This is a genomic window from Streptomyces sp. LZ34 (assembly GCF_053890475.1).
Genome location: NZ_CM132680.1, coordinates 6,246,597 through 6,260,232 on the forward strand (window position 1 = coordinate 6,246,597; position 13,636 = coordinate 6,260,232).

General features: G+C 71.5%; 15 protein-coding genes. 6 read left to right on the forward strand and 9 right to left on the reverse strand.

Annotation, left to right across the window (positions count from 1 at the left end):
* The first annotated feature begins 107 nt into the window (after positions 1–107).
* The gene (locus ACWY4P_RS25345) at positions 108–980 is read left to right on the forward strand and encodes a helix-turn-helix transcriptional regulator (RefSeq protein ID WP_456202609.1); all 873 of its coding nucleotides are present in this window, start codon (positions 108–110) and stop codon (positions 978–980) included.
* A 56-nt stretch (positions 981–1,036) separates the two neighbouring features.
* On the opposite strand, the gene ACWY4P_RS25350 is transcribed toward ACWY4P_RS25345, so the two are convergent.
* From ACWY4P_RS25350 to ACWY4P_RS25365, 4 genes are read right to left on the reverse strand one after another with little or no spacing between them, the layout of a single operon-like run.
* Positions 1,037–2,272, reverse strand: coding sequence for an ABC transporter permease (locus tag ACWY4P_RS25350; RefSeq protein ID WP_456213052.1), 1,236 nt, complete (start codon positions 2,270–2,272; stop codon positions 1,037–1,039).
* A 29-nt stretch (positions 2,273–2,301) separates the two neighbouring features.
* On the reverse strand, positions 2,302–2,958 hold the full coding sequence (locus ACWY4P_RS25355) for an ABC transporter ATP-binding protein (RefSeq protein ID WP_456202610.1): 657 nt from the start codon (positions 2,956–2,958) through the stop codon (positions 2,302–2,304).
* Positions 2,955–4,211, reverse strand: a complete 1,257-nt coding sequence (locus tag ACWY4P_RS25360) for a peptidoglycan-binding protein (RefSeq protein ID WP_456202611.1) — start codon at positions 4,209–4,211, stop codon at positions 2,955–2,957. The genes ACWY4P_RS25355 and ACWY4P_RS25360 overlap by 4 nt, the downstream gene beginning before the upstream one ends.
* On the reverse strand, positions 4,211–4,759 hold the full coding sequence (locus tag ACWY4P_RS25365; RefSeq protein WP_456202612.1) for a hypothetical protein: 549 nt from the start codon (positions 4,757–4,759) through the stop codon (positions 4,211–4,213). The genes ACWY4P_RS25360 and ACWY4P_RS25365 overlap by 1 nt, the downstream gene beginning before the upstream one ends.
* Positions 4,760–4,937: 178 nt before the next feature.
* On the opposite strand from ACWY4P_RS25365, the gene ACWY4P_RS25370 reads away from it, so the two are divergent.
* Entirely contained in the window at positions 4,938–5,594 is a 657-nt protein-coding gene (locus tag ACWY4P_RS25370) for a response regulator transcription factor (RefSeq protein WP_456202613.1), read from the forward strand.
* Complete coding sequence (locus ACWY4P_RS25375) at positions 5,591–6,865, forward strand: sensor histidine kinase (RefSeq protein WP_456202614.1); 1,275 nt, start codon at positions 5,591–5,593, stop codon at positions 6,863–6,865. Before ACWY4P_RS25370 ends, ACWY4P_RS25375 begins: the two co-directional genes overlap by 4 nt.
* Here the strand turns inward: ACWY4P_RS25375 and ACWY4P_RS25380 are convergent.
* Entirely contained in the window at positions 6,862–7,302 is a 441-nt protein-coding gene (locus tag ACWY4P_RS25380; RefSeq protein WP_456202615.1) for a VOC family protein, read from the reverse strand. The genes ACWY4P_RS25375 and ACWY4P_RS25380 overlap by 4 nt on opposite strands.
* A gap of 99 nt (positions 7,303–7,401) precedes the next feature.
* On the opposite strand from ACWY4P_RS25380, the gene ACWY4P_RS25385 reads away from it, so the two are divergent.
* Positions 7,402–7,992 (forward strand): TetR/AcrR family transcriptional regulator, encoded by a 591-nt coding sequence (locus tag ACWY4P_RS25385; protein WP_456202616.1) that lies wholly within the window; start codon positions 7,402–7,404, stop codon positions 7,990–7,992.
* A gap of 132 nt (positions 7,993–8,124) precedes the next feature.
* Here the strand turns inward: ACWY4P_RS25385 and ACWY4P_RS25390 are convergent, their stop codons facing one another.
* The 3 genes from ACWY4P_RS25390 to ACWY4P_RS25400 all read right to left on the reverse strand — a co-directional run bounded on the left by ACWY4P_RS25390 (position 8,125) and on the right by ACWY4P_RS25400 (position 9,598).
* The gene (locus ACWY4P_RS25390; protein WP_456202617.1) at positions 8,125–8,376 is read right to left on the reverse strand and encodes a hypothetical protein; all 252 of its coding nucleotides are present in this window, start codon (positions 8,374–8,376) and stop codon (positions 8,125–8,127) included.
* Positions 8,373–8,543, reverse strand: coding sequence for a hypothetical protein (locus tag ACWY4P_RS25395; RefSeq protein ID WP_456202618.1), 171 nt, complete (start codon positions 8,541–8,543; stop codon positions 8,373–8,375). The genes ACWY4P_RS25390 and ACWY4P_RS25395 overlap by 4 nt, the downstream gene beginning before the upstream one ends.
* Before the next feature lie 170 nt (positions 8,544–8,713).
* Positions 8,714–9,598: an IS982 family transposase gene (locus tag ACWY4P_RS25400; protein WP_456213053.1), complete on the reverse strand. Its 885-nt coding sequence runs from the start codon at positions 9,596–9,598 to the stop codon at positions 8,714–8,716.
* Between the two features lie 234 nt (positions 9,599–9,832).
* On the opposite strand from ACWY4P_RS25400, the gene ACWY4P_RS25405 reads away from it, so the two are divergent.
* Together ACWY4P_RS25405 and ACWY4P_RS25410 are read left to right on the forward strand one after the other, a co-directional pair.
* Complete coding sequence (locus ACWY4P_RS25405) at positions 9,833–11,191, forward strand: hypothetical protein (protein ID WP_456202619.1); 1,359 nt, start codon at positions 9,833–9,835, stop codon at positions 11,189–11,191.
* 80 nt (positions 11,192–11,271) lie between these two features.
* The gene (locus ACWY4P_RS25410; RefSeq protein ID WP_456202620.1) at positions 11,272–11,475 is read left to right on the forward strand and encodes a hypothetical protein; all 204 of its coding nucleotides are present in this window, start codon (positions 11,272–11,274) and stop codon (positions 11,473–11,475) included.
* A 274-nt stretch (positions 11,476–11,749) separates the two neighbouring features.
* Here the strand turns inward: ACWY4P_RS25410 and ACWY4P_RS25415 are convergent, their stop codons facing one another.
* Positions 11,750–13,597 (reverse strand): trypsin-like serine protease, encoded by a 1,848-nt coding sequence (locus ACWY4P_RS25415; RefSeq protein ID WP_456202621.1) that lies wholly within the window; start codon positions 13,595–13,597, stop codon positions 11,750–11,752.
* Positions 13,598–13,636: the final 39 nt, after the last annotated feature.

Below are 13,636 nucleotides of genomic sequence, written 5' to 3' on the forward strand. Positions count from 1 at the left end.
CAACTCTCGTCGCCCCGCGGCGGCGTACCCAGTGGCAGCCGGTGCCTGGGCACGGCGTGACCAGGCTGGGCCGCCCGCGCCGAGCGCGGGACGGGGATACTTGCCGCATGGCACTGGACAGACGCGCGGAGCTGGGCGAGTTCCTCCGGTCCCGCCGGGCCCGGCTGCGGCCCGAGGAGCTGGGGCTGCCGGGCTACGGCGGCCGCAGGCGGGTCCCCGGGCTGCGCAGGGAGGAGCTGGCCCAGCTGGCCGGGGTGAGCGTCGACCACTACGTCCGGCTGGAGCAGGGCCGTACCCTGCACTTCTCCGAGGCGGTCCTGGACGCGGTCGCCCGCGCGCTGCGGCTCGACGCCGTGGAGCGCGAGCACCTCTACCGGCTGGCCCGCCCCTGGTCGGGGGCGGACGACCGTACGGACGCGGCGGACCGGCCGCAGCGCGTACGGCCGGGGTTGCGGCGGCTGCTGGACTCGGTGACCGACGTCCCGGCGTACATCGTCGGCCGGAACACCGACGTCCTGGCCTGGAACCAGCTCGCCGCGGCCTTGATCATCGACTTCGGGGCGCTGCCGCCGGCCCAGCGGAACCTGGCCCGGCTCGTCTTCCTGGACGAGGGGATGCGCAACCTGTACGCCGACTGGCGCGGCAAGGCGAGCGATGTGGCCGCCTATCTGCGGCTCGACGCGGCACGCCACCCCGACGACCCGGGGACGGCGGCGCTGCTCGACGAACTTACGGCCGCCGGCCCGGAGTTCCGCGAGGTCTGGGCGGAGCACCGGCTCAAGGACAAGACGCACGGGCGTTATGTCTACCGGCACCCCGTGGTCGGCGAGCTGGACCTCGGCTTCGAGACCCTGCGCCTGCCCGACGACCCCGACCAGGCGCTGATCGCGCACACGGTGGAGGAGGGCTCCCCGTCCGAGACCGCGCTGCGGCTGCTGACGGCGTGGGCGACGTCCCGGCACGACGCTCACGTGCCGTGAGCCGCCCGCCCGGTGCGGACACCGGGCGGGCAAGCCCCTGTGGCTCACGGCGCGGCTCACGGCGCCGCCAGGGCCTCCGTCGGGGAGAGCCGGGAGGCGCGGAGCGCCGGGTAGAGGCCGGCCAGGCCGCCGATGGCGAGGGTGGCCGCCAGGCCGACGAGCAGCGCCCACGGCGGCACCACGGTGGGCCAGCCCTGCGAGAGCGCGTAGCCGGCCGTGACCGTGGCGCCCAGGAACGCCCCGCCGGCTCCGCCCAGGGCGGACAGCAGCAGGGATTCCGCGAGGAACTGGGTGCGGATCTGGCCGCGGGTCGCGCCCAGCGAGCGGCGCAGCCCGACCTCCGCCCGGCGTTCCAGTACGGAGATGACCATCGTGTTGGCCACCCCCACGCCGCCGACGAGCAGCGCCACCGCGCCCAGTCCGAGGAGCAGCCCCGTGAAGGCCTCGCCCGCCGCCTGCTGGGCGGCCAGGGCGTCGGAGGGGCGGGAGACCTCGACCTCGCCGGGCGCCTCGGGGTTGGCGGTGGCGCCCAGAACGGAGGCCACCGACTCGACCGCGGAGTCCTGCGAGCGGGTGTAGATCGTGGTGGGGCGCCCGTCGAAGTACAGCTCCGCCCCGGCCGCGCGCCAGCCGACGAGGGCCGCGGTGTCCAGCTCCGGGGCCAGCGGGGCCGGTTCCAGGACGCCGACGACGGTGAACCACCGGCCGCCGATCAGGACCCGGGTGTCCGGGCCGACCTGCCCGATCCCGAGCCGTTCGGCGGCGGTGGCGCCGAGCACGGTCGTCGGGTAGGCGCTGGTGGCGGCGTTGAGCCAGGTGCCGGCGCGGAGCTTGGCGCCGAGGGTGGAGCGCAGGTCGGTGCGGGCGGCGTAGGCGGCGATGCCGTTGGTCTCCGCCTCGGGGATCTTGTCCGTACGGTAGACCTTGGCGTCGGGGAGCTTGCCGACGGCCGACACCGAGTACACCGGGCCGATCCGCGCGACCATCTCCTCCGCCGCGTCGGGGAGCTGGGACTTGTCGCCGGACATCGTCGAACCGGGCGAGACGGTGAGCAGGTTGGTGCCCAGCGCGGCCAGGGTGCGGTCGAGGTCGGCGCGGGAGGAGGACGAGATGCCGACCACCGCGACCATCGCCGCGATGCCGATGGCGATGCCCAGCGCGGACAGGAAGGCCCGCAGCGGGCGGGTGCGCAGACCCACCGCGCCGACCTTGACCACATCGCGCGGGCGCAGCCGGGCGGGGCGGAGCGCGTCCGTGTGCCGGACCTCACCCCCGTGGCGGTCCGTGGGCATACGCGACTGGGTGGGCGTGTCCGTGGCCATCAGTCCGCCACCACCCGCCCGTCGCGCATCCGCACCTGCCGCGGCAGCCCGTCGGCGATCTCCCAGTCGTGCGTGATGATCACGACGGTGGTCCCCGCGGCGTGCAGCTCCCGCAGCAGCCGCATCACCTCCGCGCCGGAGACCGAGTCGAGCGCACCGGTCGGCTCGTCGGCCAGCAGCAGCGCGGGCTCACCCGCCACCGCCCGGGCGATGGCGACGCGCTGGCGCTCGCCGCCGGACAGCTCGTGCGGCTCGTGATGCACACGGTGGCCGAGCCCGACCCGGTTCAGCATCAGGGCGGCCCGGCGGCGCCGCTCACCCACCGGCAGCCCGGAGTACAGGAGCCCGTCGGCGACGTTGTCCAGCGCCGAGGTGCCGGTGGCGAGGTGGAAGTGCTGGAAGACGAAGCCGATGCGGCTCGCCCGCAGCGCGGAGAGCTTGGCGTCGGAGAGCGCGCCGACGTCGTATCCGTCGATGCGCACGCCGCCGGTCGTGGGCCGGTCCAGGGTGCCGAGAATGTGCAGCATCGTCGACTTGCCGGAGCCGGACGGGCCGACGATGCCGACGAGTTCACCCGCCGCGATGTCCAGGCTGACTCCGCCCAGCGCGGTGACCCCGCCCGGGTAGGTCTTGGTCACATCCGTCAGACAGATCACTTCGGCACCCCGACCTTCGTGCCCTCGGCGATGCCCTTGCCCGAGATCTCCACCCGGCCGTCGGCGAACAGGCCGGTGGTGACCGGCACATACTCCGAGGTCGAGCCGTGCACGACCTCCACGCCGAAGCCGCCCTCGGCGAGCGCCAGCAGCGCGCCGACCGGCACGGTGAGCACGTCCTTACGGGTGTCGGAGGTGAAGTCGACGTGCACCGCGGCCAGGGTGTAGGCGTCGGCGGCCTTCCGGCCCGCCTCGTCCTTGAACCCGACGACCACCTCCACCTTCGTCTTCGCCTCCTCCCCCTGCCCGTTGCCCGGCTCGATCACCGTGGCGACGTCCTGGACGGTGCCCTTGACGGTCCGGTCGTCCGGCAGCACGACCTCGACGTCCCTGCCCTCCTTGGCCAGCCGCTGGTCGGCGGGGTCGAGCCCCACCGTGACGGCCTGCTCGGTGCCGGTGTACGACAGCACCTTGCCGCCGGGGCCGACCGTGTCGCCCGTGCGGGCCGCCACGCTGTCCACCCGGACCGCGCCGGGCGCGAACACCACGCTCCCCAGCTCCACGGCCCCGGTCTCCGCAAGCCCCAGGTCCTCCTGCCACTCGCGCACCGCCTCCGCCGTGGCGGCGGTGTACTCGTCGTCGGCCGTGAAGCCCGTGTAGCCGAGCGCGCTGAGGTTCTTCTCCAGCTGGCGTACGTCCGCGCCCTCGGTGCCCGTCTTCAGGGGGCGGTACGCGGGCGTCGAGCCGTACATCAGCGTGACGGGGCGCCCGTCCGCCTCGTACAGCGCCTTGCCGCGGGTGATCCGGTCCCCGGCCTCGGGCGCCTCGGTGACCGTGCCGGGCCGCCGGGCGGCCAGGGTGGTCGCCGGGCCGAAGCCGAGCTGTCCGTCGACGCTCTGGGTGTCCTTGAGCGTCCGGCGGGCCACCTCGGCGGTGTTCGGCGGCAGTTCGCTCGCCGCCTCGCCGCCCGAGGCGCGGCCGCCCAGGCCGCCCAGGCCCAGCGTCGCGGCGGTGGCGGCGCCGCCCGCCAGCAGGACGAGGACCGCGAGGGCGGCCACCTTCGTGCCACGGCTGCGGGCTTTGCGGCGGCCCTCGCGGCGGGGCACGGGGGCGGGTGTCCCGGCCGGCGCGGGGTCCGGCGCGGGGTCCGGTGTCTGCTCCGGTCGGCGCTGCTCCGGGTGGCTCCGCTCCGGTTGGCTCCGCTCCGGGCGGCGCTCCCGCTCCTGCGCGCCGTCCACGGCCACCTCCCCCATCAGCCGTCTTTCCTGTCGAGAGTGCCGCCGCCGCCCATGTACTTGTTGCAGGCCTTCTCCGCCTTCGAGAAGTCGGGGTCGTCCATGACCGATCCCTCGAGCCGGATTCCGCCCTCCGTCTGCGGGTCGGGGAATCCCTCCACGCCCTCATCGCGCATGCACTTGGCGTACTTGCGCATGTTCTCCTGCGCCTTCGCGTCCGGCTTGCGGCCGCCCCCGTTCTGCACCGGGTCGTACTCGCGGCACGCCTCCTGGGCCTTCTCCACCGTCCCCTTGGGCGTGCCCGGCGGGATGGCGAGCCTGATCCCCTTGCCGGGCTCCGGGTCCTCCATGTCGATGCCGTGCTCGCGCATGCACTGCGCGAACTTGACCCCCATCTCCTGTGGGCTCAGCTCCTTGCCGGAGTCGCTGCCCCCGCTCTTCTTCGCGCCGCCCGCCGAGGCCACCTTGCCGTCCCCGCCGCCGTCGGAGCCGCACCCGGTCAGGGCCAGGGCCAGGGTCAGCGCCAGGGGCACGGCCGCGGCCATGCGGAGAATCCGCCTACTCATCACGTTCTCGCTCTCCTTCTCCTGTCTTCTCCTGCCTTCTCCTGAAGGCCGGTACGGAGGGGATGCAACGGGAGGGCGCGTTTCCCCCGCGTTTCCAGCGGCCACTAACGGCGAGGAAACGCCGGGACGGGCACCATGGCCTCGCTCGGAAGGGCCGTGCGCAAGGACAGGGGGACGCATGCGGGTGCTGGTGGTCGAGGACGAACCCTTGCTCGCCGACGCGATCACGGAGTGGCTGCGCGACGAACCGCACGCGGTCGACGTCGCGTACGACGGCACCGCGGCGCTGGAGCGGCTGACCGTCAACGACTACGACGTGGTCGTCCTGGACCGGGACCTCCCCGGGGTGCACGGCGACGACGTCTGCCGCGAGCTGGCGGGGGCCGGGGCGACTGCGCGCGTGCTGATGCTCACCGCCGCCGCCGACGTCGCCGACCGCGTCGCCGGGCTCACCCTCGGCGCCGACGACTACCTCACCAAGCCCTTCGCCTTCGCCGAACTCGCCGCCCGCGTCCAGGCCCTGGGCCGCCGCAGCCGCCCGGCGGCGCCGCCGGTGCTGCGCCGGGCCGGCATCACCCTGGACCCGGCCCGCCGCGAGGTGTTCCGGGACGGGCGCTACGTACCGCTGTCGAAGAAGGAGTTCGCCGTGCTGACCGAGCTGCTGCGGGCCGACGGGAGCGCGGTCTCCGCCGAACAGCTCCTGGAGAAGGCCTGGGACGAGCACGCCGACCCCTTCACCGGGGCCGTCCGGCTGGCCGTGCTGAAGCTGCGCCGCAAGCTCGGCGAGCCGCAGGTCGTCGAGACCGTCACGGGCGTGGGGTACCGGATCCCGTGACCCGCCACCTGAAGCCACGGCCGCGCCGCGTCAGCCTGCGGGCCCGGCTGACCCTGATCTACGGCGGCCTGTTCCTCGCGGCCGGCGTGGTGCTGCTCGGCGTCACCTACGCGCTGTTCAACCAGCAGCTCGCGGGCGGGGGCGTGAAGGTCCTCTCCCGCGACTACCGCGCCCCCGGTCCCGCCCCGTCCACGCCCGCTGAGCATCGGGTGATCACCGGGAGCGGCGACATCCTCACCGACGACAAGGCGCAGGACTGGCTGACCGACGAGCGGGAGCGGCTGCACAACGCCGCCACCACCTCGCTCGTCACCCAGGGCGGGCTCGCGCTCCTGGTCGTCGGCGGCGTGGCAGCAGGCTTCGGCTGGCTCGCCGCCGGCCGGGTGCTGGCCCCGCTGCACCGGGTCACCGACACCGCCCGCCGCATCGCGAGCGCCCCCGCCGCGGACCGCGGCCTGCACGAGCGGATCGCCCTCAGCGGCCCCGACGACGAGGTCAAGGACCTCGCCGACACCTTCGACACCATGGTCGAACGCCTCGACCGGTCCTTCGACGGCCAGCGCCGCTTCGTCGCCAACGCCTCACACGAGCTGCGCACCCCGCTGACCCTCGGACGGGCCCTCGTCGAGGTCGCCATGCACCGCAGGACCGCCTCCGAGGACGTCAAGCAGCTCGGCGAGAACCTGCTGGAGATCAACGCCCGGCACGAACGGCTGATCACCGGGCTGCTGCTGCTCGCAAGCTCGGAGAACGAGATCACCGAGCGGCGGCCGGTCGACCTGTCCGACATCGTGGACCACGTCGTCGGACAGACCGCGTCGGAGGCGGAGGCGGCAGGAGTCGCCGTACGGCAGGACACCGCCCCGGCCCCCACCACCGGCGACGCGCTGCTGCTCGAACGGCTGGTGCACAACCTCGTCGAGAACGGCATCCGCCACAACACCCCCGACGGCGACGGCTGGGTACGGGTCGCCTGCCGCACCGGGGACGCGGGCCGGGCCGAGGTGGAGGTGGAGGTGAGCAACACCGGCCCGGCCATCCCCCCTTACGAGCTCCCCGCCCTCTTCGAGCCCTTCCGCCGCCTCGGCACCGACCGCCTGGTCACCGCCAAGGGCGCGGGCCTCGGCCTGTCCATCGTCCGCTCCATCGCCCGCGCCCACGGCGGCGACGTCACGGCCCGCCCCCGCGAGGGCGGCGGGCTGACCGTGACGGTGACTCTGCCCGCCCACGCGGAGGCCGCCGACGCGACCGCTGAGGCACTGCACGCCTAGAGTCGCGGAGCGTGGCCGGGGGCGTACTGCCCGGCGTACTCGCCGGTCGCCGGGACAGCGGTGATGACGTCGATCATGACGCCGTCCGGTGCCGCCACGATGAAGTGGCGCTGCCCGAACGCCTCCGTACGCAACGAGACCAGTTCGGGCAGCCCGGCCTGCCCGACCAGCCTTTCGTACTCGGCATCCACGTCATCGACCTCGAAGTTCAGCAGGAGCCCGCCCTGGAGAGGGACTCGGTGCCCCTCGGGGATGGTCGAATGCGTGTGGTCCAGCAGGGCGAGTTCGTACTGCGGGGCGTCCGGGCGGTGGAGGCTCACGTACCACTCAGCCTCGAAGGTCGCCTCGAATCCGAAGTGTCGGGCGTAGAAGTCGTGTGACGCGGCGACATCGCGCGTCGCGATCACCGTGTAGAAGCTGCCGAGCTCGGTCTTCATACGTGTCTCCATCTGCTCGCACACTCAATTCACATACCTTGGGTATGTGAAAGCCACGTTAACATACCGGGGGTACGCGAAAGAGAGGACGGAACGCGGATGGCTGTCACCAGGGCCGAGCAGCGGGCAGCGACACGACGGGCCCTGCTGGCCGAGGGACGCCGGCGCTTCGCCGCCGACGGCTACCACGACGTGGTCCTCGCCGAGGTGGCCCGGGCGGCAGGGGTCACCAAAGGTGCGGCCTATCACCACTTCGACAGCAAAGCGGGCCTCTTCCGGGCCGTGGTCGCCGAGGTGCAGCGGGAACTCGGCGAGCGGGTCGCGGATGCCGCCGACCAGCATGACGACCCATGGGAACAACTGCGGGCCGGCTGCAGGGCCTTCCTGGCCGCCGGATCCGATCCGACGGTACGCCGGATCGTCCTGGTGGACGCCCCGACCGTCCTCGGCTGGAACGAATGGCGGGCCATGGACGAGGACTCCTCCGCCCGGCACCTGACCGAGGCCCTCGAGACCCTCGCGGCGGCCGGCATCATCGCCGACCAGCCAGTGGAGCCGCTGGCACGCCTGCTGTCAGGGGCGATGAACGAGGCCGCACTGTGGCTGGCCCGCTCGACGAGCCCTCAGGCACTGGCGCAAACGGAGCGGGCGCTCGACCGGTTGCTGAACGGACTGCGAGTCCGGGCCTGATGGTCCGGGGGGGGGGGGGGGGGGGGGGGGGAAGAGCCTGCCCGCTTCTCCGGGCGGAGAAGCGGGCAGGCCGGTGGTCGTCGCCCCAGCAATGGCCCAGGACGGGGGGCCGAACCGACGAAGGCCACCTGGTCACGGCGGGGCGCCGGCCGAGTCCGCATCGGTCGGCGCCTCCGTGCGGAACCTGATGTTCCCGGGGTCGGTCAGCCACTCCTCGCCACCCTCAACCGGTCGCAGGAACGCGACACGTGGTCCCGACATTTTGTGGTCGAAGGCGAGCTCGCCGACGTCATGGATGGCCTGGAGAACACCTACGCGCCCCGTGGCAGCGTCGTACGCCTCCTGACCCACCTGGGGGCCCTTGTACGGCATCGGCTGCTTCATGCGGGCAACCCCCATCGGGCCGTCGGGCTCGGTTGTGCGTGGGACGGGTGACGCCGTCGCAGGGCCTCGTAGCCGCCGGCCCGGTCGTAGTCCCCCTCCTGCTTGGCCTTCTCCCTGAGCGCCGTGTACTCCTGGCACTTGCCGCACGTTCGGGTAGCGGCGGTCATGCTTCGTTCTCCCACGCCTCAGGCGATTCGGCGTGCGGGCCGAAGATCGGGCGAAACGCAGCCGACTCGCCTCGGTCCAGGTGTTTGCGGATCTCCCTGCCCAAAGCTTCCGCACGTTCCTCCAGTTCGTTCGGAGTAGGGCGCGGGCTAGATGAATGAGTCCGATGTTTTCAGTGGTCGTAGGCGATCAGGGATCGCTTGATCTTGGCGCCGGTGGTCCAGTTGTGCCAGATGCCGGCTGCGAGGGCGAGGAGTCGTTGGCCGGTGCGGGCGAACACCCCATGCAGGGTTCTGCCACCGTGTCGTTCCAGGCCGAGCTGACCCTTGAGCGTGTCGATGACGGCTTCGATCCACTGGCGGACGCGGGCGAGGCGGCCGTGTCGGACCGGCTCGTCCTTCCGGTCCGGCCGTACCAGATGGACACCCAGACGCTCGGTCAGGAACGCCTCGAACTCCCGCCCGGCGAAGCCCTTGTCCGCAAGGATCACCTGACCGGCGCGGACGAGGTGGTGGTCGCGTTCCAGCCACGCGCACATCACCTCCCGCTCGCCGAGCTTGGGGTTGGCCAGGCACCAGGAGATCGGCATGCCCTCGGCGGTGGTCAGCAGGTAGAGCCGGAAGCCCCAGAAGAAGCGGGAGTGGCTGCGGCAGTAGCCGTATCCGGCGTGCCCGGCCAGGTCGGAGCGTTTGACCGTCTCGCGGGAGGCCGCACACGGCAGTGGGGTGGAATCGATCAGCCGCAGGTCGTCGTGCCAGCTCGGCACCTGCCTGGCCAGCGCCTCGATCACGGTGCTGATCAGCGGTCCGGCGGCGTTGAGCCGCTTGTTGTAGGCGGACTGCTGGGGCAGGTAGCGGAACAAGTGCCCGAGCCGGGCGTGGGCGAAGCGAATCCAGTGCCGTGCGGAAGAGAAGCCCAGCAGGACCTGGGCAACCGCCAGGCACAGCAGTTCGGCGTCCGTCAGTTTTGGAGGTCGCCCGATCCGGCGACGGGGAGCCACATGGTCGTCGATGAACACGTACAGTGCCGCCAGAAGGGCGTCCAGGCAAGGAGTCACAACCAAGCCAACGGGCGCCCTTCGCCATAGTCGCGGCCAGCACAAACATCGGACTCAATCATCTAGGGCCCTCCAACGTTTCCGCCTCTCCCACTGCTTCGCTCCCCGGTCGGTCGGCACTGGCGCCGAGTGGTGTTCGGCATGCACTACGTAACTACGGGCAGTGATCAGGCGGTACGGTATGGGTAGTCCCAAAGCTTGCACGGCTTGAAAGTCCGCAAGGAGCGGGTTCTCATGACTCCACGTCAGCCCAACGAAGCCTTGGCCAGGCTGCTGTACGAGGCACGCTGGGAGACCAATCGGCAGTTCGCCGCGGCTGTGAACCGAGTGGGCGCGGAGACGGGTCTCACGCTGCACTACGACGGGTCCGCCGTCACACACTGGCTGAAGGGCATCACGCCCCAGAAGAAGGCACGGATCGCCGTCCTGGAGGCGCTGTCACGGCGTCTTGGCCGACCGGTCACCAGCGCGGAAGCCGGATTCGCGGCCCCGCTCCTGGTGGAGCCCGAGGCGCCTGACCACTCAACCACCAATCCCTTTGAGAGCTTGATCGACACCGGAAGGGCAGACATGGACCCATCGCGCCGCGCGGTGCTGGCGACCTCCTTGTATGCCGCCGCCCTACCCGTCCCGGTCTACGACGACCTGACCAAGCGTCTGCAACATCAGAGCGCAGGGCGCCTCTCCCGGATCGGGGCCGGCGAGGTGGCCACGGTGCGCACCATGACGGAGCGCATCGCGGACATCCTCGACGAGCTGGGCGGCGCGCATGCCCGCCCGATGGCTGCGGCCTTCCTGGTCAACTCCGTGGCTCCCTGGCTCAAGGCGGGGGCCTCGGAGACCGTCAGGTCAGACATGCTCTCCGCCGCGTCCGACCTGGTCTACCTGACCGGTTGGATAGCCATGTTCGAGAAAGCACACGGGCTTGGCCAGCGGTATTACGTCAAGGCGCTGGAACTGGCCGCGGCAGCTCAAGACCACATCACGTACTGCCGCACCCTTCGCGGCATGGCGCTGCAAGCCGCGAACCTCAAACACTCGAGGAAGGCGCTGGAGCTGGCCGACTCGGCCGCGGAGGCGGCGCCGGCCGCGGGCCCCCGCTTGCGCGCATTCCTGACAGGACAGCAGGCGCACGGCTCCGCACTGGTGAAGGATCGTCGCCAGGCGTTCGCACGCCTGGCGGAAACCGAAGGCGCGCTCTCGAAGGCTGACAACCGCCGTGATGCGGTGGGCGGATACGATCAAGCGGCTTACCACTTCCATGTGTCGAGCGTCCTCTACGCACTCGGGGACGTACCGGGATCCGTCAAGGCAATGCGGGAATCCAATCGCGTACGCCCGGTCGTGGAGAGGCAGGGCCGCGCCCACGCGAACGGGCTGCTCGCCCAGCGTCAGCTTGAAATGGGTCACCTGGAAGCGGCATGCGCCACCTGGAACGCGTTCCTGGACGATTACGCGCGCCTGTCTTCCGCGCGTGCCGACGAGCATTTCGTCACAATGCGGCGGTGCCTCCGGCCGCACCGCACCAACAGACATGTCCGGGACCTCACCGGCCGCGCTCAGGAGATCGTTCAACGAAAGACATTGGCCTGAGGAAGTACGACCCTTCACGCATGAGAAAGTGTAGGGTTCGCCGCAATTTTGACCTCCAGTGCGGCGCCGGAGGAAGCAGCGTGAGTCAGGAAACGGATGAGGCCAGGGCCATCAGACTGGAGCGGGAGTACCGCGACGCCCTCAAAGCCGACGCCGATTACGACATATTGGATTCGCTCCGCGGCGAACTCGAGGAGACCTACCGCCGCATCCTGGAGACCAACCCCGACGACGCGAACACCCTGACCGCGCTGGCCGTGCTCCGACGAGGAAGGAGCGGATGAGGTCTACCGCCAGGCCTCTGAAGCGGGAAATCTCCAGGCGACCTTCGAGCTGGCGGCGCGACTCGACGAACGAGGGGAGCTTGAGGAGGCGGAACCGCTCTACCGTCGGGCAGCCGAGGCGGGCAACGCCCACGCCGTGGCGAACCTCGCCGCCATCCTGGAGGAACGCGGCGACCACGAAGCGGCCACGACGCTCAGGAACGGCGAGAGCGCCCGCCCCCGCTAGGGGGACGGGCGCCCTGTAAGCCCACCTCGGCCGGCCGGTTCAGCCGGTTCAGCCGAAAAGGTTGTACTGCTGCCAGCCGGTGCCGATCGTGACCGGCGTGCCGAAGAGGTCGGAGGTGGCCTTGCCGGTGCCCGGGTAGAGGTAGAGCGTTCCGGCGGGGGTGCGGGCGACCAGGTCGGCCTTGCCGTCGCCGGTGATGTCGCCGACCGTGGCGAAGGCGTCGTACTGGCTCCACGTACGGACGTGGATCCGGGTGGCGAACGCCCCGGAGCCGGACTTGCCGGTGCCCGGGTAGAGGTAGACGTACGAGTTGCTGCTGCCGCGGGCGATCAGGTCGGGCTTGCCGTCGCCGGTGAAGTCGCCGTTCCCGAGCAGCCGGTTGTACTGGTTCCAGCCGCTGCCGACCGCGACCGGGGAGGCGAAGGTGCCGTCGCCCTTGCCCGGGTAGATGTAGAGCGTGCCGCTCGCCGTCACCGACAGCAGGTCGGGCAGCTGGTCGCCGGTCACATCGCCGGGTGCGACGACCCTGGTACGGGTGGACCAGTCGCCGAAGACCAGGGTGGTGGCCCAGCTGCCGCTGGCCGGGACCCAGTGCCGCCAGTACATCGCGCCGGTGGAGGCGCGGCGGATGATCTGGTCCTGGAAGCCGTCCCGGTTGAGGTCGGTCTGCAGGATGACGTTCTTGTCACTGTACGAGCCCCAGGAGACCCTGGTGGCGAACGACGTGCCCTTGGAGTCGTACTCGTAGGCCGTGTTGTCCGAGGCGCGGCGCACGAACAGGTCGGCCCTGGCGTCCCCGTTCAGATTGGTGTCGTCGATACGCGGATAGGTCGCCCCGACGTACGTGCTCACCTTGGTGAACACGCTGTACGACCCCTCGGCCACACAGTCGGTCGCGCCCCAGGAGACCACGCCGACGACCTTGCCGCCGACGACCAGCGGCCCGCCCGAGTCGCCGTTGCAGGCGGCGACGGTGCCGGTGTCCGAGCCGGTGGCCGGCCGACCCGCGCAGACCATGTGGCCCTTGATGAACTGGGTGCCGTACGTGGTACCGCAGGTGGTGTCCGAGACCATCGGCAGGGTCGCGGTGCGCAGCGTCTCGGAGATGTCCTGGCTGGTGGAGCTGGTGCGGCCCCAGCCGTACAGGGTGGCCTCGGTGCCCGCGGCGTACGACGCGGTGTCGGTGGAGGTGGTGATGGGGGCCGGCTTGGCGCTGACGGGGCCGGGCAGCGTCAGCACCGCGATGTCGTTGTCGATGGTGGTCGCGCTGTACGACGGGTGGTTCCACTGCCGCCAGACCCCGGAGACGGTGCCGCCGTGCACGTCGACCGAGCCGTCGCCGTTGTCCGTCGGCTGTTGGGCGGTGCCGGTGATGACGGCGCCGTTGGCGTTCCAGTCGTAGCCCTTGACGCAGTGCGCCGCCGTCAGGATCTTGGTCGGGGCCACGACCGTGCCACCGCAGAAGAAACCGACGTCGTCCGAGGTGTCGGTGGTGCCCTTGTCGTCGGAGTACCACAGCTGCGCCATCCACGGGGCGGTGGTGATGGTGGTCTCGGTACCGCTGATGATCTTGGGGTCGACGGTCGCCGACGGCGACGTACTGCCCGACGGCGACGTGGCGCTCGCCGAGGGCTTCGCGACCGCGGACGGCTTCGCCGGCGTGGGCGCCTGCCGCTGTTCCGCCCTGAGCGCGCCCTTGATACGGGCCAGGAGCTCGGTGTGCGATGGCCCCGCCCCACCCGCCGTCACCGGCGCGGGCGAGGCATGGGCGAGCGAGGCGTGGGCGGGCGCGAGCGGAAGCGCGGCGGCGAGGCCGGCGGCGAGCACGACGACGGCGGCGGGGAGGGCTCTTCGCGCCCGCTTTCTCCGCCCCTCCCGGTTCTGGGCAGCGAACACTCAGGTTCTCCTGTCGGTGAAGGATCGACTCGCACCCGG